We start from the raw sequence: 23290 nt of genomic DNA, 5'->3' as shown, positions 1-23290 counted from the left end.
TCAGGTTCACCGGTCGCCCAAGGTACAGTCGCTGGCAGCCGGTGTCAACCCCGGCGGATTGTCCTGTCTACCAACTGAAAAACCGCTTGATCTCGAACCGACCCTTGATACCGGACAGGTCCAGATTCACGCGGCCGGCACTTGTACCGTCGAAACTGGCGACCACTTCTTCATCCCGGCTGTTATACCATGAAACGTTCTTGAAGTTCAGCATCAAGTAACCGATGTCGCCGCCAACCACCAAGCCGTTCCAGCCCAACGGGTAATCGCCGCCAATGTTGGCCGTAAAGCCAACGCCGGTACCTTTGTAGGTGATATTGGTATTCTCAGATGACGACGTGGCCAGATTCAGATTCTGGTAATTGTCCCACAGGTCCCAACTGGCCTGATAGTAGCCGACGCTACCGCCGATCCTGATGGCCGGTTTGGTCAACTGTTCGTTCACTGTGGGCGGGTTGAAGACAAAATACTGCACGCCGGTGGTGATGCCCCAGACCTGGACTTCGGACTTCAGATTATCGATGGTGGTGGCCAAGCCGCCGGGCGGATTATAGTCAAAAGACCCGCTCTGATTGTCACCCAATTTGAGCCAATACTCGCCACCAATCGACCAACCGATTTTCTCCTTGAAAATCAACCCGGCTTCGAAACCGAACGAACTGGCCAAATCCAGCCAGGTCAGCGAGCCGTTTGAAATGTAGCCGGACTCATTGGTAGCAAACTTGTTGTAGTCGTTTTGACGGTTGATCCGGTTCATACCGAAATGACCGGAGAACCAGCTTAGGCGGCTGGTATGTTTTTCTTTGGCTCTCTTGAGATAACGGTCGACGATATCCCGTTCTGCTTCTCCGGCGAAGGCCGGCGCGATCGAACAAATCATCATCACGAATACTGCGAAGATTGCTAACAGGGTACGCATGGTATCCTCCGATAAAGGCTAACTGTTCACTTTTTGACTATATCGGAAATTGGTTAGAAATCTTGACGTTTACCCACAGCCATCTGAGTTGCTTTTTCGCCGCCGTCTTATTAGATTTAGCCAAACAAAAGAGTATAGACAGGGATTGAAGCTATGACGAACTCAGATGCCGACACTAACGGCGGTCTAAATATCGCTGACCTGTCCAAATGGATTAGACTGTCCGTGTTAATCCTTGTTCTGCTACTGGGGTTTCAATCGGCCCAGTCCGACCAGCAGACACCTTCAGCCGAGGAAGGATTCATGTTCAGATCGATGGGCATGCCACCCCTTTGGAAACCATACATCAGTCCCATGGTTGCCTGGGGTGGTGAGGGGGTCGACGGAAAGGTCAATGGTGAGCTTAATCTCGGCGTCTACAAAGATGCCGTCAACCCGATCTGGGGATTACTTGGTCTGGTAAGTGAAGGATACCTTAGACGGGGGGAAAAGAAGTTCGATGGAGGATTTCGTTTTCTTGGGGCCAGTCGGTTTTTGTTCCTGCAAGCTGGCGCAGACTATTCGTTTCGCCAGGAGAACTGGTCATTTCTGATGTCCCTCTCTCTCCCTCTGCGCCGGGGTGGCCCGCTTGGAATGGGCGGGAGTTTGCGTTTCGACTGGCTCCCCGGGCGCGACCGCTCCTTCAGTCTCGGTCTGAGTATACCCCTGGGCCAACCCCATCTGGGGAAAACCCGTCCAAAGGCCGACCGCGTGCGGCTTCCCCTGGCCGGTCGCACCGAAAAATCAGATTTCGTTCCCACGGCAGAACTTAAGGAAACCCTCGGCTTTGTCCGACATGCCGCCGAGTGGATCAACATCTACACTGCGCCGTTCTTGGACCAGGGTGCGGGGAAGGATGAATCCGATATTGCCGAGTTCATGACTTTGGTCAACAGCCTGAAGAGCCACATGCACGCCAAGGACTCACTATATCCCGCAGGACATACCTTCGAGGCGGAAGTTGAAGTCTACCACCACGAATTGGCCAAAGCGTTCTCACTAGCGGTCGGTTCCGGCGGCGCAGTTGGCGAGGGCTCCGCCGGTTCTCGAATCGCGGCAAGGGCCAGGTCGATTATTCTCGACGAAGTGCTCCTCCCCTACAACCGGCTCCTCGGTCAGAGAAAAAGACACGACTCAGTCCTGGGACTCGGGTCGCGAGGGGCAAAGCTGTTTGGCGCGTACATCAACAACTCCTCAAACCTCCCGGCCGAGAAGCGCGAGGCTGTGATGTATGTTTTTCGGACCCTAATTGAGTACATCGAGGAGAACCGTCACCGCTCCAAAAAAACATGGGGCGAATCGCGGCTTGTTTGGCTCCCCCTGCATTACGCCCTTCGCTTTGAGGATCATGACAGCGAGATGGAGCTGGAGGGTATCATCGAAAAGGCGGTTGAGCAGGAATTCACACATGCCAACGATGTTCACTATGTGATTAACGAACTGTTCCAGCCGGAATTGGAACGGATGATTCATGCCGCCGAAGACTACCATGTTCTCTGGATACATGATTTCCGAGGACGGGATTCAGAAGGCAATCCGGATGAAGTCTCATACCGGCAGACAATCAACTCGTACTTTCACGCCTTAATCTCAAAAGTGAAGGCATACGATACGACCGGGAAGATGCCTACCTACATGCTCTTCCTGGACCAAAACGGCTTCGAGATCCATAAGGCACGACTCTGGCTGGCCCTTCTGGAAGACCCGATGGGCCACGAGATTGGTCTTTCTCGGGAGTTCCGCCACTGGGAAGAAGCCATCCGCGCATCCCAGGAGGAACTCAGGGCTGCGGTGGCGCAATCGGAGGCGCTTCAGGCCGATGCCCGACGCTTCGGCCGGGAATGGCTCGATAATCTCATCAAAGTGCACGTCAGCGTCACCAACCCGTCCGATCTGTCGTTCAGAAGCGCCGACTTTTTTGCCTACCTCCCTTTTATTCCTGACAATCTCCTGCGCGATCACCGAAAGATCGCCTTCTACGACGTCACCGAGCTGGACCCTGCAAAAGGCGGGGCTATCTTCACGGGAATGGGCGTGGGCGAACATTATGTCGGTCCGGCCTGGGACGACCGGTCGGTTCTGGCTCGCGGGCCTGTCCTGGTGGCTCTCAAGGATGCAGCCCGAGACCTGCTTCTCTCTCAAGGTTACAACCTGAGTGAAATCCCGGTTGTCCTGCGACCATTGACCAAGCCGGATAATTACGATGATATGTTATTGGAGCTTCAAGAGAAAGGATGGCTGGCATCGGCCATGCAGGTTCACAACACCACCGGATTCGGTCCCAAGAACTCCAACATTATCAAAGCCATCCTTTACAACCTGATGCCCAAAGGCTCCCATCTCTACATCCCCGACTCGCTCTGGAACAGCGGTTTTTGGGGCGCTATGCTGTTCGGTGCGGCCTGTCGCGGCTGTGTTGTTCTGGTGGTTTCCCCGGCCCTGGAGAACGCACCCAGCGCCGAGAATCCGCAGATGTCCAGGGCCAACGAACTGTTCACACGATTCGTGATTCTTCAGAACGAAATGCGCCAGGAGATCGAGACCGCCGGCGGTTTATTCAAAACCGGTATCTACAGTATGGACGTGGACGTTGGAGACGTTGTCGGCAAACTTCAGGCTCTCAATGACGGTATTGCCCAAAGCGAAGTGTTCCAAAGACTATTCCCCTTTCCCGCCTCGGTTACCGAAGCAGTGCGGACGCTACCGGAGTTGTTGATCGCCGAGGGCTTCAAGCCGACATACATTGTCGACGACTCACTCAAGCAAAAAGCCAAGTTGCACCTGAAGACCCAGTTCTTCGCCTCCCAGCGCGCCATTAGCTCTATCCTCCCGCTGGAAGGCTGGGGACCTTTCGTGCGTAAGTATATTCTGGCCAGAGCCAAACAGACGACCGGTCGAGAAACCCATACCAACGCCACGGCCATAAGAGAGGTCTTGAAAGAGGAGGCCGCGGCGCTGATAGAATCGTGGTGGGGTATGGGTCTTTCGCCCAAAGAGCAGGAGGAGGTCATTCTGTTTCTGAGCGTCGGCTCGCACAACCAGGATTATCGCGGGATGATCATGGATGGAGAGACCATGTTCCTGATCGGGCGTACCTACGCCATGATCGCCTTCCTTGATTTCGTCTCGATAATGGGACAGACGACATGGGTGGAGGATGTGCAGCAACTGGAAGAACTCCTTCCGCGCCACGGGGGTTTCTGGAGGTGGGCCGGCCATTATCTCAAGCTCGCTCTCTAGCGGTCACACAAATCGTAACGTCGTCAAGACTCGTAAGTCAGGAGACCAGCACTCCTGACCTACAGGATTATATGGCGCACTAGGACGTACACCACACACACAGTTTCGCTGCTGGTCGATGTCGGAACCGCTAAGAGGGTCCCGACCTACTCAAACTGAGAGATGTTGTTCGTAGTTTTCTGGATGTCAGGCCGCGAAGCGGCAAAAAAGTGATTTATTACCAGCCGCTGGGCTTTTTGGCCGAGCCGAAAGTGAAGCCCTGTTGTTTGAGAAAAGTCTCGGCTTCGTTGCGGGTGCGGAAGGTCTTGGACTGTTTGGCCGAACCGGCTCGTGCCCACATTTTTTGAAGCTGCTTGTAAGTTGCCGGGTTGTCAATGATGTTCACCGACCAGACCATGTTATGGGCAAGGCACCATTTGAGATGGTTGGCGACAATATCGGTCACTTCGGGATAGGCGATTTTCCAGGTTGACAGATCGGACAGTTTGGCCCAGGGACTCTTGATCAGTTCAACCGTCTGCTCTTCGAAATCTTCTTTGAAACTCCGGGCCGTCTCAATCTTCCAGACACCGAAAACCTTCACATTGGCCAGACGATTGGTGAGGTCCGGATCAATCGTATACTCAAAACTCCAACCGTTCATAGTTGTATTATCCTAATGGTGATCCCCTGTCGGATCGAAAAAACGTGGCATTCATTAAGCCGGATAGACTACAATATAACAGATAATACCACGCCGTCAACGTCAATCACAACAGGATGCATCTTTTTTCTATTCATCTACTCAAACCATGTGGGTCCCATAACGGGCGGCGGACCGCCGGTGAACATAAAGTCGACCAGGTATACCAAATCTGCGACGTCGTAACCATAATCGCCGTTCATATTGGCCCGCCATTTCGGGTGCGATGGTTCGGTGCCGCCGGTGAAATACCAGTCGACCATATATACCAGATCGGCAATGTCTATTAAAAAATCACCGCTTAGGTCACCGGGTCGATAATTGAAATCGAGATGGACCGGTCCGTTGCCCAGCGTGAAACGATCCTGGATCGATCCGGCTGAATCGATCGGCGTCACGAAGTTCGACATGCCGCCGACAAAAACAGACGAATCCTGATATGGCACGGCTGTCCAACATCCGAAATCGACCACAAGCGGGTCGGCCGGTCCGTGCAGCAGTTGACCGGCGGCGGCGTTATAGGTGTAGACGTAGCCGTCAATGTCCCAACCTCCCGCGGCCAGATAGGCAACGCCGTCCGGGCTGATCGATAACTGGCCGGGCGAACCGCCTATGATGACGCTGTCGACCACCGAATCCAGGGCGGGGTCAATGATGTATACCACGCCGAAACTCGACCAATAGTCACCGGTGCAAACGACATGGATACGCTCCAGGGCATCGACAGCCAGGTACTGAGGGTTGACGCCGACGTTGATATCGTACAGTTTCTCATCGCTCTGGGTATCATAGACAGCAACTTTTCCCTGCCCGTAGAGAAATGTCCCCGGGTCAAAACCGGTGACGGCGATGTATGCTTTGAAATCGTGGATAATCACACCTTCAGGCGAGGTTCCAACATCCGTTTCCTTGACGACACTGCCGGAATCCATGTCTAACTTGATCAGACTGTTGTTAACGAAACTCGTGACATAGGCGGTGTGGTTGTCCAGAAAGGCCATCCAGTATGGATTGGAGGCGGCGCCGGTGCTAATGAAGTCAACAGTAGCCACACGGTTTAAGTCAATCACTTGAATCTCGTCGGTGCCGGAACAGACCACGAAGGCCAGCGTGTCGCGAACCACAATCTGGTTCGGATATGAGAGCACGTCGGTTCCGAGTGGTAGCAGATCGTTGGATACGACCGTTGATGCCAGATTGATTCGGGACAATGTCTCACCGTTGGCATTGATTACCCAGGCCGTAGGGTCCACGGCCATGGCGGCCGGTGTGATCGTCAGATACCATACGGTAAACAAGCTTGGCAGCGAGAGTAATAGACTTTTCATGGTTTGGTTCCTTTGGGTTGGTAGCTGATGGTAAGCGAGAGGTTGTAGGCTCGGCCCGGCATGGGATGCTGCGCGATCAGGACATAAGGCTCATCGGATAGATTGTTGATTCTGCCGTCCAACCTGAGGCGCCAGTCTTCGGCGATATTGAGTTCCGATCCGACGGTTAGATCATGCAAGCGGTAGGGATCGTACCATTTCTCGTTGCCGCTTAAGGCGTAACGCCGCCCCACCCAGCGGATGTCGTAAGATGCAAAAAGAACCCCATAAGCCAGGCTGAGAGAGAATGTAGTGACATAAGGTGGCGTGTAGACCAGGCTTTTGTCGTAGTCGTGGTGGTCGGGCCGCTTGTTGAGAGCGTGGGTAATGCTGTTGCCGTAAGACATTTCCAAAACATCGTTGAACAAGGTCAGCTTAACAAAATCCTCATGCCCTTTGATCCTGGCGAATCCAAGGTTCTGGGGTTTGAAAGCGCCGTCCGGCGATGATTGCAGCCAGAGGGTAAGGTCCTCAACGTCTTTGCGGTAGAATGTCATTCCGGCGGCGAAGGTGATAAACGCAACCTTGGTGCTGACCTCAAGAGAACCATCGAGATGCTCGGCCCGTTCCGGTCTCAGGTCCGGGTTGCCGGCCGAGCGGCCGGTCCCCTGCCAGAAAAGAGCACTGAATGAAGGCAAGTTAAGTGACCGGCCCCACGAGGCACGGGATACCAGCCGCAGGCGATCACCCCGGGTGATCGTGATCCCCAACCGTGGCGACCATGATTCGGTGTGGACAACGTGGCGCGTCAATGGTTGAGGGAAAAGAATCTGCTTCTTGTCGGGGTCGGTGGTGGCGTGGTCGTAGCGGAGCGATGCGGTCAAGGTGAGATCATCGAGCAGGCCGGATCGTGAAAGATCGAAAGGATACCGGCTGCTGACAAAAAACGAATTGGTACGTCGTCTGGTAACCGCGGTTGCATACACCGTCCGGAGCAAGTCTTCGTGGTCGAGTTGGGCGTACCGGTATTGGTATCCCGCTCGAAGCTCGGACAAGTCACCTGTTTGATAAACAACTTCCCCTTTGACGTCGAGATTCTTGTCGGTGTAGCGAGTTTCATACTGATTGAGCAGAGGTCCAAAGCGATCAGAAAAGAACTGTACACCTCGTGAATAGCCACCACTCAAAGATGCACCCAGCCGGTGCGAAAACTGATGATCCAGACGACTGCTAAAGAACAACCGGTCGTCCTCACGATAGGCATTTTCGTTTTGCCCGGAGGCTTTGTCCGGCAGCCCGTTGCCGGCATCGTAGAGTTGAAACGAGTATCCCAGTTGCGTGCTGCTGTGCGACATCGTGCCGGAGCCAAAAAAGCTGCGACTGCTGCTTGCGTTATTGATGCGGGGACCGTGGTATACCGTGTTGCCGGGGGAGACGTGGTAGTTGTAATCGAAATCGCCCTCCGATGTTCGATTGTCAAGAGCCACACGTTGGGTCACGTTGACCGAATTGATCGGCACTTCCAGGCTCACGCTCTGCCGTCGCGTACCAAAGGAACCTGTGGTTACTGTAGCCTCAGCGGTGGCCGGCCTTAGCGAGGCCGTGGGATGCGTGATGATATTCACGGCGCCGGCCAGCGCATCGGGACCAAATTGCGCCGAGGCACCGCTTTTGTACAACTCGATCCGCTCAACTGCCGACACCGGTACGCTGTTCAGATCGGCCACGCCGCTTGATGCAGCGTTCAATCGATGGCCATCGAGTAACACTAACACCTGGTTGGTCGAACTACCTCGGATACGTATCGTCGCCTGACCTCCGGGTCCGGCACGCTCGACCTGGACACCTTCCACCGTTTCGAGAATGTCCGAGACATCCTCGGGGTGGAGTCGTTCGATCTGTTGACGATCAACCACGGTGACACCGTTCGGCTGTATTTGTCGTACTCCTTTCACCGTGACTCCGGATACCGGATAAGTCTTGCGGTCGAGAGTGATCCTGACTTGTCGAGTGATATCCGGCAACAGTTGCAAGTCGGATGTTTCGTTGGTTTCGAAGCCGGGTGCGGTTATCCGTAGGCGATAGATGCCGAGAGGTACGTTATCGAACGCGAACGATCCGGCGTCATCGGTAGTCACGCGATATGAAGTTCCGAGCAGAGACAACTCGGCGTGAGGTACAACGCTGCCATCCTCTTTTGAGATTACGGTGCCACTGAGACGGGTGTTGGATTGGGCGCGGAGATTGCCTGCAGCGAACACCAGCGGCATTAACACCAGTGCCAACAGGAAAAGCTGCTTGACGGACCACTTGCCGTCGAAACCTCGCCCTTCGACTGCGCTCAGGACGACACGGCCAAGCAGTGTTTTCTGCCCTTCGGGCCAGGTTGTTCGACCTGCAAGACACTCTGGGTTCGGGAGAGATTCTGGGCTGTTTACAAAATGCCGCCGCATGACGTGCCCTGGGTTGCCGGCGGCGACGGGGTTAACCGGTCAGCCCGCGCTGACGGCAACAAACAACGATAAAGCTGTGGCAGGTTTCCTGGCTTGGGCTTCATTCCCCCGGCGAGCGCCTTCCCCGTCAACGACGAGTGGCTTGATGCCCGCGGAGTAGCCCTTACAGTAGCGGGGCTGCGACGGCTTTTAACCGTCTTCCCTATTATCCATCCCGATGGACGGCACCACAACGACTGGCGGTAATAAGGGTGATCGATATGTGAAAGTCAATGATGTATTCTTGTTCTTAACTGTTTCTTGTGGTAGTCGAGTCTTCAGACTCGGCTACGACGACCCACGCGATCTGAAGATCACGCGGGCACGACTCAAGTTCATCATTCGACTCCGCTCAGGATGAGGGTGTGAGTAAATCAGGACCCCTTAGCGGTTCTGACATCACGCGCTTCGCGGCCATAAATGGCATTCAACCCTTCGGGGCAGGGCTTTCGATCTACCCGAATTGTCTACTGCCCTGTCGCCGTGCGTGTCTCCAGCTGCCGCACCTTGTCGGCCAAGAGTCCGGCTATTATCCGATGACCGGCGGCATTGAAATGGATAAAGTCGTGCCGCGTGTCGTCGTACATCCCCTCATGAACATTGAGTTCCATCTCGGCATCGATCATGTCGACATCGAGAGCCGTCGCAACCTGTCGTGTCTGCCAGCAATAGACCTGGTGAAAGCGAACGACCGGCGCCCAACCCCGGTTGTGACCATAGCGATCCAATGACGGAGCCGGCGAGGTCAGAAGTATCGGCGTGATACCCCGGTCGATGCAAAGTCGGCAGATCGCCAGGAGGTTGCGTGCAAAACCCTGATGACTGACCCGGTAGACAATAGAATCTCGATCCCAGGTCGAGTCCGGATGCGCTTCGAGTTGAGACAGCAACAGTTTCTTCAGTAGTCGATAGGAATGAAGTTTTGACAGTTGATTCTGGCAACTGAGCAGTATCTGAGGCGGGAACTGCTGTTCCTCGTCGGCAATGCCGTCGGCCGCCACCCAGTGGTCGTTCCAGGCGAACATGATGGTGACGATGTCCGGATCAAGTTCAAGCAGTTCCTGTTCAAGAAACCGCAATCCCTGAACCGTACTGTAGCCGGGAATGCCGGCATTGATGACTTCGTATTCGCCATCGAGCATCATCTCAAGTTGATTAGAGTACGTTTGTTGATCGGTAACCGCCCATCCGAAGGTGCAGGAATTGCCGAGTGTCAATATACGTCTCTTCGTTTTTGTGCGGCTGACTTCGCCACCGCGCAGACCACGTGAGTTGATGCGGTAGCTTCGTCCCTCAAAAAACCGGGAGGTCACATTGCGTTCGGTCCGAAAGCGCCAGAACAGTTGCCGGTCTTTCTTGAAAACATCAGGGTAATCGAGCGCCCGGTTAAGAACGAAGAAACGATTCTGAAAGTAATCATCGACGCCACTCACCCGCACGCCGATTTCAACCAGCGTAACGAATACGGCCAGCACTATCAGGGCCGCGACCAGCCGAAACAGTTTGGATTGCCTTCGAGCCGACATGGTGCGAATGATAGTGACGAGGCCTGGACTTGTCAGCTTTTATTGTGTCTCGATTATGGGCGCGACAGCCTCGGCAATTGTGCGGGCGGCGACTATGTGGCCCTGCCGGTTGAAATGAATCGGGTCGTTGGTCACATCATCGAACAGCGTGTGGTGGTTGTCGAAGGCTGCCTGCAAGTCTACCACCGGCGCTTCTTCGTATTGTGAGGCGCGGACCATCTCTTTTTGATATAGTTGGTGCAGGTGATGGAAGTTCGACACCGTGCCTTCATAGTAATTCTCAAGCGAAGCTACCGGCGGAATCAAGAGGACCGGCTGCACGTCGAAGCTTCGAGCCATGCGGACGATCTCTTTGAGGTTGGCAAAGAACTCAGGTCTGGATACGCGCTTGACGCTACCGATGTCATCGAGACGAGCCTCGGCCTTTTCGCTTGTCAGTTGTAGAAGTCCTTTACGCAACAATCGGTAGAGCCTCAGTTTCGAGAGCAGGTTTTGTGATTCGATCAAAAGACTGTTACTCAGTTGCTGAGCGCTGTCCGAGACCGACCGACCGGCCGGGAAGTGATCATTGTGCCCGAACATTACCAGAACCATGTCCGGTTGCAGCGCGATTAGATCATCGGATAGGTATCTTTTTCCCTGGAACGAACTGTAGCCGGGCACACCGGCGTTGATGATTTCGACCGTCCGGCCGGGTATCTGTTCGTTCAGCAGGCTCTGTAGTCGGTGCACCCAGGTATCTGCAAACGACACGCCCCAGCCGAAAGTGCAGGAGTTTCCAACTGCAATTATTCGATAGGCGTCCGACCTGTCGGGCAGGTCGGGTCCGCGCATTCCCAACGAGTTGATAGAGTAATCGAGATCGCTGAACAGTCTGGAGGTAGTGGTGATTCCGGGACGGAACCGCCACATCAGACGGGCGTCACGATCGTATACCTCGGGAAAGTCAATGTCTCGATTGCTGGGAAAGAATTGGTTTTGATGATACAAGTCCGGCGCCACCAGGGCCAGGGCCAACTCGATAACCACCAGGAAAAGAGCGACCGACACGAAGGCGGCGAGCACTCTGACCGTCAACGATACTGTCTTTGGGCTGGTTGGCATTCAGCAGTCCGGCGATAGAGTGGTTAGAACAGCGAATAAATGAACGGCGCAAGGGCGGAGGACTCGGTGAATACGACCAACAGGGACAGCAAAAGCAGAAATACAAGTATGGGGCCGAGCCACCATTTCTTGGAAGTCTTCAAAAAGTAAAGAAACTCTGAAAATATTCGCAGTCGTCGAAACATCGCACTTCACCTGAGTCGTGTTGGTTGATCCGTCCGAGTTTTTTGGAACGCGGTCAGTCGGCACTTTTTTCGAAAACGAACCGATCAACCGTCTCGGTCGGCAGTTGTCGCTTATCCAATAGATATCGGCCCATCAGCAAAAAGTCAATACCGCCGGAACAGAAAGTAGCGAAGGCCTGCTCGGGCGTATGGACAATTGGATGGCCGCGCAGGTTGAACGATGTGTTCAGCAGTACCGGCAGGCCCGTGATCTTCCGGAAGGCTTCGATTATGTCATAGTACATCGGATTGTCGTCGCGTGACACCGTCTGAATCCGTGAAGATCCATCGACATGGGTAACAGCCGGGATTACGGCTTGTTTGGATTGCTCAACCTGGAAGTTGAACAACATGTACGGCGATGGTTCATGACACTCAAAATATTCCGAAGCATATTCTTCTAGCACCACGGGTGCGAAAGGACGGAATTTTTCACGGTACTTAACGGCAGCATTGATTTTCTCCTTCATCAAATCGTCACGCGGGTCGGCCAGGATCGACCGAAAGCCCAGCGCTCGGGGTCCGAATTCCATCGCGCCCTGGTAGATGGCTACAATGTGGCCATTGGCGATACACTCGGCCAGCCGCTCTTGTCTTGCCTTAAGCTCAAGATCGAGAAACGGGATGTCATTTTTGTTTAGGAAGTCACCGATCTCGTCATCGGTAAACTCAGGTCCAATTCCAAACTCTCGCTGGGGCTGTTTGTCGTCGCCTGAGATTTTGTAGTGTGCATACAACGCCGCGCCGATCGCGCCGCCTGAATCACCGGAGGCGGGCTGAACATAGATTTTGTCAAAAATGCGCTCTTTTAGCAACAGTCCGTTGGCTTTGCAGTTGAGGGCGACCCCGCCCGACATACAGAGGTGTTCGCAGCCGGTTTCCTTGCGTACATGGCGGGCCATTCTGAGCACGATCTTTTCGAGAACCGCCTGAATCGATGCAGCTACATCGTTATGAAACGGTGCTAATGCACTCTCTGGTGTGCGTCTGGGCTGCCCGAACAGCGCCTCCAGTTTGCGGCCGGTCATGGTGCTGCCATAGTGAAATGCGAAGTAGTCCATGTTCAGGTGGATAGAACCATCGTCGTGGATTGTCACCAGTTCATTCTCGATCACCTCGGCAAACCGAGGGCGGCCGTAAGGGGCCAGCCCCATCACTTTGTACTCGGCCGAGTTTACCTGAAAGCCGAGGTAATAGGTGATAGCCGAGTACAAAAGCCCGACCGAGTGGGGATAGTGCATCTCGGCCAGCAGACGCACCCGATTGTTTTCGCCGATTCCATAAGAAGCGTTAGCCCATTCACCTACGCCGTCAACGGTCAGAATCGCGGATCGTTCGAAGGGCGAACTAAAAAAGGCGCCGGCGGCGTGCGAAAGGTGATGGCTGGTATACAAAATCTCGCCGTCGAAACCAAGGTCTTTGTGAATCACCATGTCGGTCCAGAGTTTTCGGCGCAGCCACACCGGCATCGCTTTGAGAAAGGCGCGGTAGGATCGCCCCGGCATGGCCATATAGCCGGTCAGGATGCGGTCGAATTTGGTCAGCGGTTTGTCATAGAACACGATGTAGTCGAGATCGTTGATCTTAAGCCCGGTCTTCTCAAGGCAGAAAGTCACCGCCTGCACCGGCAGTTCCTGATCGTGCTTAATGCGCGAAATCCGTTCTTCTGCAACAGCCGCAACCAGCTTGCCGTCGATCACCAAAGCGGCGGCTGAGTCGTGATAAAAACATGAAATCCCAAGTATGCGCATGGCTAACTCTGGTGCTTGAGCGCCTCCCGGTCAGGTTCCGGTAACTTGGCCGGTTGCCAGTTACTGCTCTTGCGACGTTGCAGTCTTCTCTTTGCCAGCGGATCCCAGCCGAAGAGTCCGAAGACAAACCCGGTCGGGACCAGCAGCAGAAAATAAAAAAGCGTCAACAACAGCGCAGTTTGGAACCGGGCGATCCGGAGCGCCACTTTTTTCCAGCCGTTCCAAACTTTGCGGGCAAGTTTTCTCATGTCGAACCGAGCATCCTGTCAAAAAGCCGTTGATTAAGACCGCATAATTCCTTATCACAATTACAACGTGTGAATCTATGTAGAAATGGCCCAGCGGTAAACCATATTTATCATCGGCAGCTAAGCAGTGTTGATAACAGACGGAAAAACTCTAATAACCGGTGCTACCGGATCGTTGGGCAAGCAGCTCGTTCATGATTTCGTCCAGCGCGGTGTACAGCCGATTGCCCAGGTGCGGGAAAGTTCGGATACGGCCTATCTGGACAGGGTCGGGCTGGAAAAGCGAAAGTGCGATCTCAACACGGCGCCTTCGTTCCAAGAACTGCTGCGAGGTATCGATGCTGTGATTCATACCGCGGCATGGGTGAATTTTCGTCAGGACAGGCCGACGCAATTCGCCGCGCTCAACACCGTGGCGGCGGTGAAGCTGTTTCAGGCGGCGGCCGAGGCCGGTGTGAAGAGATTCGTTCAGGTGTCCACTATTGCGGCCGTTGGGGCCCGCGCACGGCGAAACAACAAGACATCAAAGGCTCTTAGTGAGTCCGACCTTATCAACGAAGAGCACGATTTTAACCTCGCCCATCTGCGCATCCCGTATATTTTGAGCAAGCATTCTGCTGAGGATCAACTGCAGAAACTGGCCTCAAACTCATCAACCGAACTGGTAATGGTCAACCCGTCTGTTATAATAGCGCCCTCACGGACCGGCGATGACAGGGGGAAAGCGCGCAAGAGTTTCAAATGGCTCCTGGCGCCCGATCTGCCCAACCGGATCAACCTGGTCGATATTCGCGATGTCGTGCCCGGCGTGATCGGCGCTCTGGAAAAAGGACGACCGGGGGAGCGCTACATTCTGGCCGGTGACAATATTACCGTGCGCGCCCTGTTGTTGGATATATCATCGATTCTGGGCGTGGCGCCACACCTGGTCAGACTCCCGCGCACCCTTCTGAATGTCGCATCGCGTGGCGCTGTGACCTGGTCGAAACTGACCGGAAAAGGAAAAGTATCCTTCTACCCCGACCTGGTCAGATTGCTTGAATACGACTGGGCTTATTCATCCATGAAGGCGAGGCGTGAGTTGGGCTTCACCAATCGTTCGATTGAGAGAAGTCTTGAGGACCTGCTCACAAACAACATGACCGGCACCTACCTTAAGCCGTGATCAGAACAGTTCATGACAATAGTCAAACATTAACAGAAGAGGAGTCATCTATGCGCAAGCTTGTTCTGCTCGTATGCATGCTGACACTGACCGCCACAAGTTCACTTTCGGACGTCAAAGCCGGAGTGATCCCAACCTGGGAATCTGAATCCGGAAGGCTTGGTTTCTTTCCCATCTCCAACGAAATCTCGGTTTACCAGAACTATGACGATGCGGGCGAAGATCGCGGTCGCACTTTGCAGGTTATCAGCATAAACGGTTTTCGACTGTTCACCGACTTCAGTTTTGAGTTCACAGCCGATTTCAACTGGCAGTACTCATACGCTGATCCGTTTGATTTGTCGTTGGGGATGAACAGTCGGGATCATTACATCGAGTTGTCCGTCGTCAAGCCGGTCACATCGATGCTGAGTCTTAACGTGCAACGGGTGATAGCGACCTTTGAGAACGAATCTATCAATCAGGTCGGGTTTCGTTTGTCGTTTTAGCCGGATGATTCAGTTGCAATAGAAAAGGCGGAGCGTCCTTGCTCCGCCGTCCATAGCGGTGGGGAGATCTACACCAATCAAAGAAAAGACTTCAACCGCCCACCGCTGTCTATATATTATACGCTCGACGCTTGAGATTTGTTCAAACAAAACGAAGGCTTGTTAGTCCTCCAATGCGACCGGTGGCATCATCGAAACCGCCTTCGACTCCGCTCAGCATGAGGTTGTTGCATCGAGTAGGTCAGGACCCCTGTGGTCCTGGCAATTGGTGCCGGCGTGATTTTCAGATCGCGTGGGCCATTGACACCGAGTCTGAAGACTCGGCGAGCACAACGCAAGGAGGCGAGCACAACGTGTGGAGCACCCGTAGGTCGAAACCCCTGTGGTTTCGACATCACGCGCTTCGCGTGATTCTTCACTGCCCTCACAAAGACCGCAAGTAAGGCGGGTCCGTCTTCGCCAAAGGCCCGCCGTAGGAGGGAACCCGCCATGCGGCAGACGTCCTCATCTGCCCCAACCTCTCACTGAGTACTTTCTCCACCTCACCCTTCGACTGCGCTCAGGGTGACAAGGTCGCGACGCACGAGGACTTACACCAAGCACAAGGTGTCGGGCGGGTCGCCCAACACCACTCTTCAACTGCGCCCAGGGTGACATGGTATGAGATTGCCGCCTCGTCTCCGCCAAAGGCGGAGCCTCCTAGCAATGACGGAACAATGGGCGACGCGCGAAGAACAGGTTTACCTGTCCTTAGTTGCAAAGTGTCGGGTACCGCCCTATATTCGCCGGATGCAAACGTCGCTGCACATAATGGCCCTGGTGGAGTCGCTTGAGTCCGAAGCAATCGGCGCCCGTATCACGGCTACCGAGTTCTACAAGAAAGAACGGGCCGTCTATATCATCCTCAAGAAGGACAAGGCCCGCCTCGCTCTGGGGCTGCGCTATCACCCAGCCGGAGCCGGACTCTTTCTGGTGCCCGCTTCCAAGATACGAGTAGAGACCAAAGAAAAACCGCGTTCGATATTCTCCCTCGAAGAAGGATGTATCACGGCCGTCGCGCAACTCGGATTTGATAGGATAATTTCAGTCACCGTTGAAAAGACAGACGGCAGGTCTCACTTGCTGTTTGAAGCGCTGGGTCCCAACGGCAACCTGTGGCATCTTAACGATTCGTTCGGCATGCTGGCCAGTCTCAGGCGCAAAAGTTTTACGATAGGTGAACGTTATCAACCACCACCGCTGCCGGACAAGCTAGATCCACGCGAGGTGACAGCCGGGTCAATAGGGTCGGCTATGAATGATCAGACGTTACAATCAGTGTCTGCCGTTTTGGCCAAAACGGTGCACGGTTTCGGTCGCACTCTGGCCCGGGAGGTGGTCGCGCGCGCCGATTGCGACGGATTGTCGGTTGATGCCTGTGACGAAGCTGCCTGCATGCGTCTGGCTCAGCAGATCAAGGAAACGGTGGGACAGTTTCGAGGCGCATCGGGCGGACAGCTATATGATCATCCGGACGGTGTCGAGGTCTATCCCTTTCGCCTGAAAACGTCAGCGCAGACGGCCACCAAGTTCAAGACGCTTTCGCTGGCCACGCTGGCCATGTGCGATCTGAAAAGGTCAGGGCGTGAAGAAGCCGACGACGAAAAGCGACTCCTGGGTGCCGTCGACCGTCAACTCAAAAAGCTGACCAGGCGGCTGGCCAAAGTCGAAGAAGACCTCAAGACAGCGGTCGACTTCGAGCGATACAAGAGAACGGGGGAGTTGTTACAGATAAACTTCGACCGACTTAGGACCGGGTTGGACAATATAACAGTTGACGATGTCTTTGACGACAAAGGTGAGACGATCTCAATCAAGTTGGACCCGGCTCTTGCGCCTCGCCAAAATGTGGAGGCGTACTTCAAAAAATTCCGCAAGGGGCGCGACGGTGAACAACTGCTCAAGAGGCGGCTGGAGATAACGAAAGGCGAGATTAGCGCCATAACCGAAATCCAGGCGGCCCTGCACTCGAATTTCGAATCGGCCCTCAAGCGATACGAACAGGAACTCACGGCACTGGGTGGTCGGCCCGGCGGTGGGCAAGCTGAGCAGACTGTCCGACTGCCCTATCGGGAGTATCTGTTGACCACCGGGCTCAGGCTTTTGGTGGGGCGGGACGGCGCCGACAATGATCGCACTACTTTTGACCACGCCCGACCATACGAGTTGTGGTTCCACGCTCAGCAATGCCCCGGTTCGCACGTGGTACTGAAGTTTCCCAACAAGTCGTTCGTTCCATCCAAGGCGGAGGTCGAAGAAGCCGCCGCCGTGGCTGCATATCACAGCAAGGCGCGCAACGACTCGCTGGTGCCCATCGTCTATACCGAACGGCGCTACGTGCGCAAGCCACGCAAGGCCAAGCCCGGGTTGGTGACTTTACAGCGGGAGAAATCGATAATGGTGGCGCCGCGTCCACCGCTGACGAAATAGCCGTCAGCTCGGTTACGCTTTGGTCAGAAGTGTGATCAGTTCTGAGCGGTCGGGATACTGTCGGATGAGTTGTTCACGATGTCCGGCTTCGTAGTCATCAAACTCAAAACCGGGCGCCACGGTGGTTCCCAGAAGGGCATAACGACCACCTTCAACCAATCGCGCTCCTTGCCAGGCGCCGTGCGGTACTAAGGCTTGCAGGCTTTGTCCTGTCGCCAGATTGCGACCCAACGCAAGCACCCCACTGGAACCGTTCGGATGCAATTGCAGCATGGTCACCGGGTCCCCGAGGTAAAAGTGAAACATCTCATCGGCCGGCAGGCGGTGCATGGCCGAAAAGGTCTCAGGGGTCAGCAAGTAGTAGATGGCTGTCGACAGCGAACGATTGTCGGGGAACCTTTCGGGTAGAGCTGCATGATTGATGATGTCATCTGAACGGTAGGTCTCTCGGTAGAACCCGCCTTCAAGCGGTAAAGGTTTTAGGTTCAGTAATTCGATGATTTTGTCTGCGGTTAGGTCCGGCATTTTCTCTTACAATTCGTCGGCACTCCATATTCTGGTACGATAATAGCACACACCTTACATACTGAACAACAAGAAAGGCGGGAAGAGGTCGCCCTATGTATGCGATCCTCCCGCCTTGTTGCACAGCGGCAGAGGGGTCTGAGAGCCCTTTTTTTAGAAACAGATCTGCGGCGCTGCGCCTCCGGAAAACATGTAGTCAACCAGGTATACCAAGTCGGCGACATCTACTTGTTCGAGTATATCGCCTATCAAATCTCCGTCGATGTTTGCCTCTTTCCAGCAAATGGGATCGGCGCCGGCGTTAAACATGAAGTCAACCAGATAGACCAAGTCGGCAATGGTGATCTGGTCGCCCGGATCGCCGTCGACGTTGCCCCGTATCCCGGAGCAGCAGTTGGCATAGACTACTTCACCGTTGACTGCGACCGGTGAATATGCAGCCATCTCGCCTGAATAGTTGGGCAGGCGATCGGTACCACCCGACGAGTAACCGTCAATTGCAATCGCCGCCACATCGCCCACGCTGCCTGAGACTCGTTGAAAATAGAGTTTCAGCACAGGTCCGCTTCCGGGCGGCAAATCCGGTGAAGTCCCGGCCAGCGATGAGCGTAGATTGATGGTCAGTTTTTTGCTGGTGGGCACAAAGTGGACTTGCGCCTGTTCTTCGAAATAATCTGTCCGGCAACCAGCGGTTGAAAACGAATCCAACTCCAATTCCAAGTCACCGGCGAAAACGACCGGGATGTTGATTTCCTCCAGCGGGATGGTATTATAGGCGTAGACCACTACCTCGACTTCAGGGTCGGTGCCGACGGTTGCGTTATCGGCGTACATCGTGTCGGCCACCGCGGCGACCATCTCACCCTTGATAACATCGTATAACTCACCGCCGACATCGATCTGCAAACTTACATCGTATAGCCCCCGATCTTGAAAAACATGATTTGGAAACTGCACAGTGGCGGACTCCTCATCACCGAAATCCCAGGTCCAGGTGTCGACGGCAAGACTGGTGTAAGCCTCAAAGTTCACTTCAAAAGGTGCCCAACCGACGGTCGTATCTGAGAGCACAGCTATCAATTCAAAAGAATATCCGCCCGGCCCGCCATAGGCGCCCATGTCATTGCGCAGACCGCCGCGCGCCGGCCAAAGGGCATCGCCGACCTTGCTTTGGTTTTCAACATCGTTTTGTTCCGTCGCAGGGTCACCGGCATCAACACATGGGGAAGTAGCTTTTATGTAGAAATAATCTTCGATCATTTCCGGGTCTAGTTCGATATTCCCCTCGCCCGGGAAGCCATCCTGCACGGCGCAATAAGAGGCAGTCACCGACGTGACGTTGCTGATCTGCGGATTGGAAGTGCCGGTGTTACCCCAGATGATGTTGCCTTTGCTGTTCACATGACCACCGTAGCTACACCATATACCGCCACCGTTCGAGTTTGATTGGTTGTATACGATAGTGTTGTTTTCAAGTACGGTAGCCGGTGCCCCGCCCGTTCGCCAGATACCGCCGCCACCGTAATCCGAACCGCCGATGTTGTGGGCGATTATGTTGTTCCGGACAATGCCGCCGCAGTAGTTGAAGACAATTCCCCCGCCGTATCCGCCTCCATGGTTGTTCATGATAATATTGTTGCAGATCTCAGCCTCGCCGTCTCCAACCCGTATACCGCCGCCACCGGAGGAGGCCATGCCGCCCGATTCGTCGGTTGCCTGATTATATACAATGCGGTTGTATCGAATGAGTGGTGCACAGCCCTGAACCAGAATCCCTCCGCCCTCGCGATAGATAAGCCCAGCCCCGTGCTCATCGAGCCATTTGGTGCCGGTGCCGTTGGTTATGGTGAAACCCTGCACGGTGACATTATTGGCGTAAGCAATGATAATACAACTGCCCGTGTCGGGGTTGGTCGGGTTGGAACCGTCTATTATAGTTCTGAGAATGTGAGCCGGGTCTTCATCCAGCATGTAATGGCTGGAAATTGTCACATTGGTTGACAATCTGAGGTTTTCATAATATGTCCCAGGGGCCACCAGAACGGTGTCGGAAATAAGAAACGCGGCATCGATACCGGCCTGGATAGTGGGCTGGTCACCCGGCACGTTGATAATGTCCGCCGTGACATCGGCCGCGCCGACCAAAGTGAAGACCATCACCATAGTCGTCAAGGCGGCCCATTTCAAAGGCAGACTCCACCGGATAGCTTGAGCAGTTTGCATCCTCATGCTTTCTTTCCTTTCGATGGCTGATCTTCAATGATCAACCATATTTGTTTTTGCGTGTATTTCTCGCTGCTGCCGATTAGTCGAATACTGTTCACAATCCTTACAAGTTTTTTTGTCGCAGTTACTGCGCTGAAAATAGATAGAGTCCCGCTGCCACACGGTGCGTTTTTCAGGCGTGTAATAATGTTGATTTTCAGCTGCAATTCTTGTTTTGTAGGTCAGAAACTGTGCACTGTCTATGATAGCTAAAGGAGAAGGAATTGATTATGCATTCATTGAAACTGCTCGGCGCTGTTGTGATTGTGGTTTCTATTATAACCGCCGGTTGCTGCGACCAGGGCGCCTCGATTGAACAACAGAACATCGCGACTGTATTTCGTGTCCACGAGGAGATGTCCAAAGGCAATGTTGACTATTTCGATGAGGTGTTGGCTGAGGATTATGTTCGGCATTGCCAGGCCATGCCGCCGAGATTTCAGGAAATGCGCGGCGCCGAGCAGTTAAAGGAATTCGTCGCAGACTTTCTGAAATCGGTCCCTGACTACCGTGACTCCATAGGGCCGATCTTCGCTCAGGGTGACATGGTGGCCTATGTCGCGACCGGTTTTGGTACCCAGACCGGGCAGATGAACGATCTTCCGCCTACCGGGAAAGAGTTCACGATTGTAAACATAGTTCTGCAGCGCTTTGAAAAGGGCAAAATCGCAGAAACCTGGGTAAGTTGGGACAATGTGTCGATGCTGGCCCAGTTAGGGTTTTTCCCTCCGCCGGAACCGGAGCCGCCGCAAGAAGAAGACAATAAGTAGTGATTTATCACCCATAAATGGGTTCCTTGCGCTTCGCGCGTCATTCCCCTGGTATCGTTCCTGCGAAAGCAGGAGTCCAGTCTTCGTAGGGCAGGTCCTTCATGGACCTGACACCTATGTCAGGACCACAAGGTTCCTGACATACTGAATGCTAAGCGTCCAGTCACTTGCAGACAGATTGGTGCATGTCATTCCGGCGAAGGCCGGAATCCAGGACTGTATTCTGAGACTGGATACTGGCCTGTGCCAGTATGACGGAGAAGGAGAAGATGGATTCCCGCCTGCGCGGCAATGACAGTGGGGCGCGCCCAATCTCACCTTGTGCATGCGTTGTGGTGGTCGAGTCTTCAGACTCGGCGATCCCACCCGCGCGCTCGGCCGATCACACGGACACAACAAACTCCGCTACTGACTGTCGGCGTCCCGCAACGTCTGCATGATTCGTCTGCGGGCATCGGATGAGAGTTCGTTGCGCGAGGCTTTGACACTGGCGTCGTCTTTGGCCCGGGCGCGGGTGGCTTCGGTGATGAAAGTCATTTGCGTGTTATATGCAGTGCACCAGTGGCAGAGATCCAGGTGAATCCGGAACATCAGGCGGCCCCACAATGACAGTTTCCCATCCTGCGCCAGCGAGATACGCTCGGTCATGACCTCGCAGGAGGGTATCTTCTTAATGACCCAGTTCAGGAACCTGTGTTTTAGTTTGGTCAATATACTCATACTACCTCACGCCGGCCACTTCTCACCACCGAACCAGTTCAACTCCAGGCAGCGCCTCAGTTGACGGCGGGCTCGATGCAGAATCACCCACAGATTGGTCGGGGTGATCTCTAAATCCTTACATATTTCGTCGGTGCTGATCTCCTCCATCTCGTGGAGGGTAAAAACACCGGCCATCCGGTCTGGTAAGCCCTTCAGGCATCGATCCAAAACCTGCCAAAACTCTTTCTTGTCTAAGTTGTCACCCGGATTGTCGCCCCAGTCAAGGGGTGACCTTTCGGGAATCCAGGCCCCCGGGAATTCGCCGGAGTCTCTCATTACTTTTTCCGACTCACAGGGTAGTTTTTCTATCTGATCGGTGGGTGTTTCGCGGACCGCCTTGCGCCAGTAATCGACCACTTTATGCTTGAGAATACCGACCAGCCAGGTGCGTTCCGACGATGCGCCGGTAAAGCTCAAACGACCTTTTAGCGCCGCCAGGAACGTCTCCTGCACGGCATCCTCGGCGGCCGTTTGGTTGCGCAGCCGCGAGTAGGCATAGTTGTAAAGATAGTCGCCGTGCTCATTTACCCAAACTGAGGGGTCGGCGGTGGGTGTCTCTTTCTTGTCGTGCTCGTCGTTCATAGTTTTAGTCTGTTTGAGTCGGGAGCAATATACTTCGCTCTCACCAGGCGTCAAGTCCAAGCAGGTGCAATGTTGATCTGGTGGGCTGATGGGCCTATATTGAAAAATGCTCAACGAAATCCCAAAGTCGATTCTTCTGCAGATGCGCCGCCTTGAAGAAATCGACGCCCGCGACCGAACCGACGGCACCACACGCATGGCCCGGCTGCGTCAGATTCCGCCCGACACCGGACGGTTCATTGCGATATTGGCGGCCTCAGCCCCGCCGGGTCCGATGATCGAAATCGGCACCAGCGCCGGTTATTCTGCATTGTGGTTAGCCCTGGCCGCCCGACAGCGAGATGGCCGCCTGGTTACATTCGAAATCCTGGCCGACAAAGTCGCCCTGGCCCGTGAAACATTCGAGTTGGCGCAGGTGAATGACGTTGTAGAGTTGCGACACGGTGATGCACGCGAGCTTCTGACCGACGAAGAATCCATCGCCTTCTGTTTTCTCGATGCTGAGAAAGAACAGTATGCCGATTGCTACGATTTGATCATTCCCAAACTTGTTCCGGGCGGGATCCTGGTGGCCGACAATGTCATCAGCCACGCCGATGATCTGCAGCCGCTGGTCGACAATGCAGCCTCCGACCCCCGAGTCGACAGTGTCGTGGTGCCCATCGGCAAGGGGGAACTGCTCTGTCGAAAATTGTAGTCCCTTATCCAGCATTTAGTGAAACTTCCAAACTG

The 23290-nt window shown here is 54.3% G+C and carries 19 protein-coding genes and 1 riboswitch; of the genes, 6 read left to right on the top strand and 13 right to left on the bottom strand.

Going from position 1 to position 23290, the window contains the following annotated elements:
- Positions 1–67 precede the first annotated feature (67 nt).
- Complete coding sequence (locus OEV49_02045) at positions 68–919, bottom strand: hypothetical protein (protein ID MDH3889839.1); 852 nt, start codon at positions 917–919, stop codon at positions 68–70.
- Between the two features lie 153 nt (positions 920–1072).
- Between OEV49_02045 and OEV49_02040 the strand changes: the two genes are divergently transcribed.
- Positions 1073–4198, top strand: a complete 3126-nt coding sequence (locus OEV49_02040) for a hypothetical protein (GenBank protein MDH3889838.1) — start codon at positions 1073–1075, stop codon at positions 4196–4198.
- 217 nt (positions 4199–4415) lie between these two features.
- Here the strand turns inward: OEV49_02040 and OEV49_02035 are convergent, their stop codons facing one another.
- The 8 genes from OEV49_02035 to OEV49_02000 form a co-directional block, all read right to left on the bottom strand.
- Positions 4416–4841, bottom strand: a complete 426-nt coding sequence (locus OEV49_02035; protein MDH3889837.1) for a hypothetical protein — start codon at positions 4839–4841, stop codon at positions 4416–4418.
- A 137-nt stretch (positions 4842–4978) separates the two neighbouring features.
- Positions 4979–6208 (bottom strand): hypothetical protein, encoded by a 1230-nt coding sequence (locus OEV49_02030; protein ID MDH3889836.1) that lies wholly within the window; start codon positions 6206–6208, stop codon positions 4979–4981.
- Complete coding sequence (locus OEV49_02025) at positions 6205–8457, bottom strand: TonB-dependent receptor (protein MDH3889835.1); 2253 nt, start codon at positions 8455–8457, stop codon at positions 6205–6207. Before OEV49_02025 ends, OEV49_02030 begins: the two co-directional genes overlap by 4 nt.
- 243 nt (positions 8458–8700) lie before the next feature.
- Positions 8701–8887: riboswitch (cobalamin riboswitch) on the bottom strand.
- A 259-nt stretch (positions 8888–9146) separates the two neighbouring features.
- On the bottom strand, positions 9147–10205 hold the full coding sequence (locus OEV49_02020) for a GDSL-type esterase/lipase family protein (GenBank protein MDH3889834.1): 1059 nt from the start codon (positions 10203–10205) through the stop codon (positions 9147–9149).
- A 39-nt stretch (positions 10206–10244) separates the two neighbouring features.
- A complete protein-coding gene (locus OEV49_02015; GenBank protein MDH3889833.1) occupies positions 10245–11309 on the bottom strand; it encodes an SGNH/GDSL hydrolase family protein in 1065 nt (354 codons plus the stop codon).
- Positions 11310–11332: 23 nt separating this feature from the next.
- The gene (locus tag OEV49_02010; GenBank protein MDH3889832.1) at positions 11333–11494 is read right to left on the bottom strand and encodes a DUF5989 family protein; all 162 of its coding nucleotides are present in this window, start codon (positions 11492–11494) and stop codon (positions 11333–11335) included.
- 53 nt (positions 11495–11547) lie between these two features.
- Complete coding sequence (locus tag OEV49_02005) at positions 11548–13284, bottom strand: carbamoyltransferase (protein MDH3889831.1); 1737 nt, start codon at positions 13282–13284, stop codon at positions 11548–11550.
- 2 nt (positions 13285–13286) lie between these two features.
- On the bottom strand, positions 13287–13532 hold the full coding sequence (locus tag OEV49_02000; GenBank protein ID MDH3889830.1) for a hypothetical protein: 246 nt from the start codon (positions 13530–13532) through the stop codon (positions 13287–13289).
- Between the two features lie 127 nt (positions 13533–13659).
- Between OEV49_02000 and OEV49_01995 the strand changes: the two genes are divergently transcribed.
- The 3 genes from OEV49_01995 (at position 13660) to OEV49_01985 (ending at position 17654) form a co-directional block, all read left to right on the top strand.
- Positions 13660–14697, top strand: a complete 1038-nt coding sequence (locus tag OEV49_01995) for an SDR family oxidoreductase (protein ID MDH3889829.1) — start codon at positions 13660–13662, stop codon at positions 14695–14697.
- A gap of 50 nt (positions 14698–14747) precedes the next feature.
- On the top strand, positions 14748–15185 hold the full coding sequence (locus tag OEV49_01990) for a hypothetical protein (protein MDH3889828.1): 438 nt from the start codon (positions 14748–14750) through the stop codon (positions 15183–15185).
- Between the two features lie 705 nt (positions 15186–15890).
- The gene (locus OEV49_01985; protein MDH3889827.1) at positions 15891–17654 is read left to right on the top strand and encodes an NFACT RNA binding domain-containing protein; all 1764 of its coding nucleotides are present in this window, start codon (positions 15891–15893) and stop codon (positions 17652–17654) included.
- A gap of 12 nt (positions 17655–17666) precedes the next feature.
- Here the strand turns inward: OEV49_01985 and OEV49_01980 are convergent, their stop codons facing one another.
- Both OEV49_01980 and OEV49_01975 read right to left on the bottom strand, forming a co-directional pair.
- Positions 17667–18179: a cupin domain-containing protein gene (locus tag OEV49_01980; protein ID MDH3889826.1), complete on the bottom strand. Its 513-nt coding sequence runs from the start codon at positions 18177–18179 to the stop codon at positions 17667–17669.
- A gap of 153 nt (positions 18180–18332) precedes the next feature.
- Positions 18333–20408: a PKD domain-containing protein gene (locus OEV49_01975; GenBank protein MDH3889825.1), complete on the bottom strand. Its 2076-nt coding sequence runs from the start codon at positions 20406–20408 to the stop codon at positions 18333–18335.
- A 266-nt stretch (positions 20409–20674) separates the two neighbouring features.
- Between OEV49_01975 and OEV49_01970 the strand changes: the two genes are divergently transcribed.
- Positions 20675–21214, top strand: coding sequence for an ester cyclase (locus OEV49_01970; GenBank protein ID MDH3889824.1), 540 nt, complete (start codon positions 20675–20677; stop codon positions 21212–21214).
- Between the two features lie 405 nt (positions 21215–21619).
- On the opposite strand, the gene OEV49_01965 is transcribed toward OEV49_01970, so the two are convergent.
- Entirely contained in the window at positions 21620–21934 is a 315-nt protein-coding gene (locus tag OEV49_01965) for a zf-HC2 domain-containing protein (protein MDH3889823.1), read from the bottom strand.
- A 6-nt stretch (positions 21935–21940) separates the two neighbouring features.
- Positions 21941–22558, bottom strand: coding sequence for a sigma-70 family RNA polymerase sigma factor (locus OEV49_01960; GenBank protein MDH3889822.1), 618 nt, complete (start codon positions 22556–22558; stop codon positions 21941–21943).
- A gap of 106 nt (positions 22559–22664) precedes the next feature.
- Here OEV49_01960 and OEV49_01955 point away from each other — a divergent pair, with 106 nt between their 5' ends.
- A complete protein-coding gene (locus OEV49_01955) occupies positions 22665–23255 on the top strand; it encodes an O-methyltransferase (GenBank protein MDH3889821.1) in 591 nt (196 codons plus the stop codon).
- The last annotated feature ends 35 nt before the right edge of the window (positions 23256–23290 follow it).

This window comes from Candidatus Zixiibacteriota bacterium, assembly GCA_029860345.1.
Classification (GTDB): domain Bacteria; phylum Zixibacteria; class MSB-5A5; order GN15; family FEB-12; genus JAJRTA01.
This window is presented reverse-complemented; position numbering and strand designations above follow the sequence as displayed.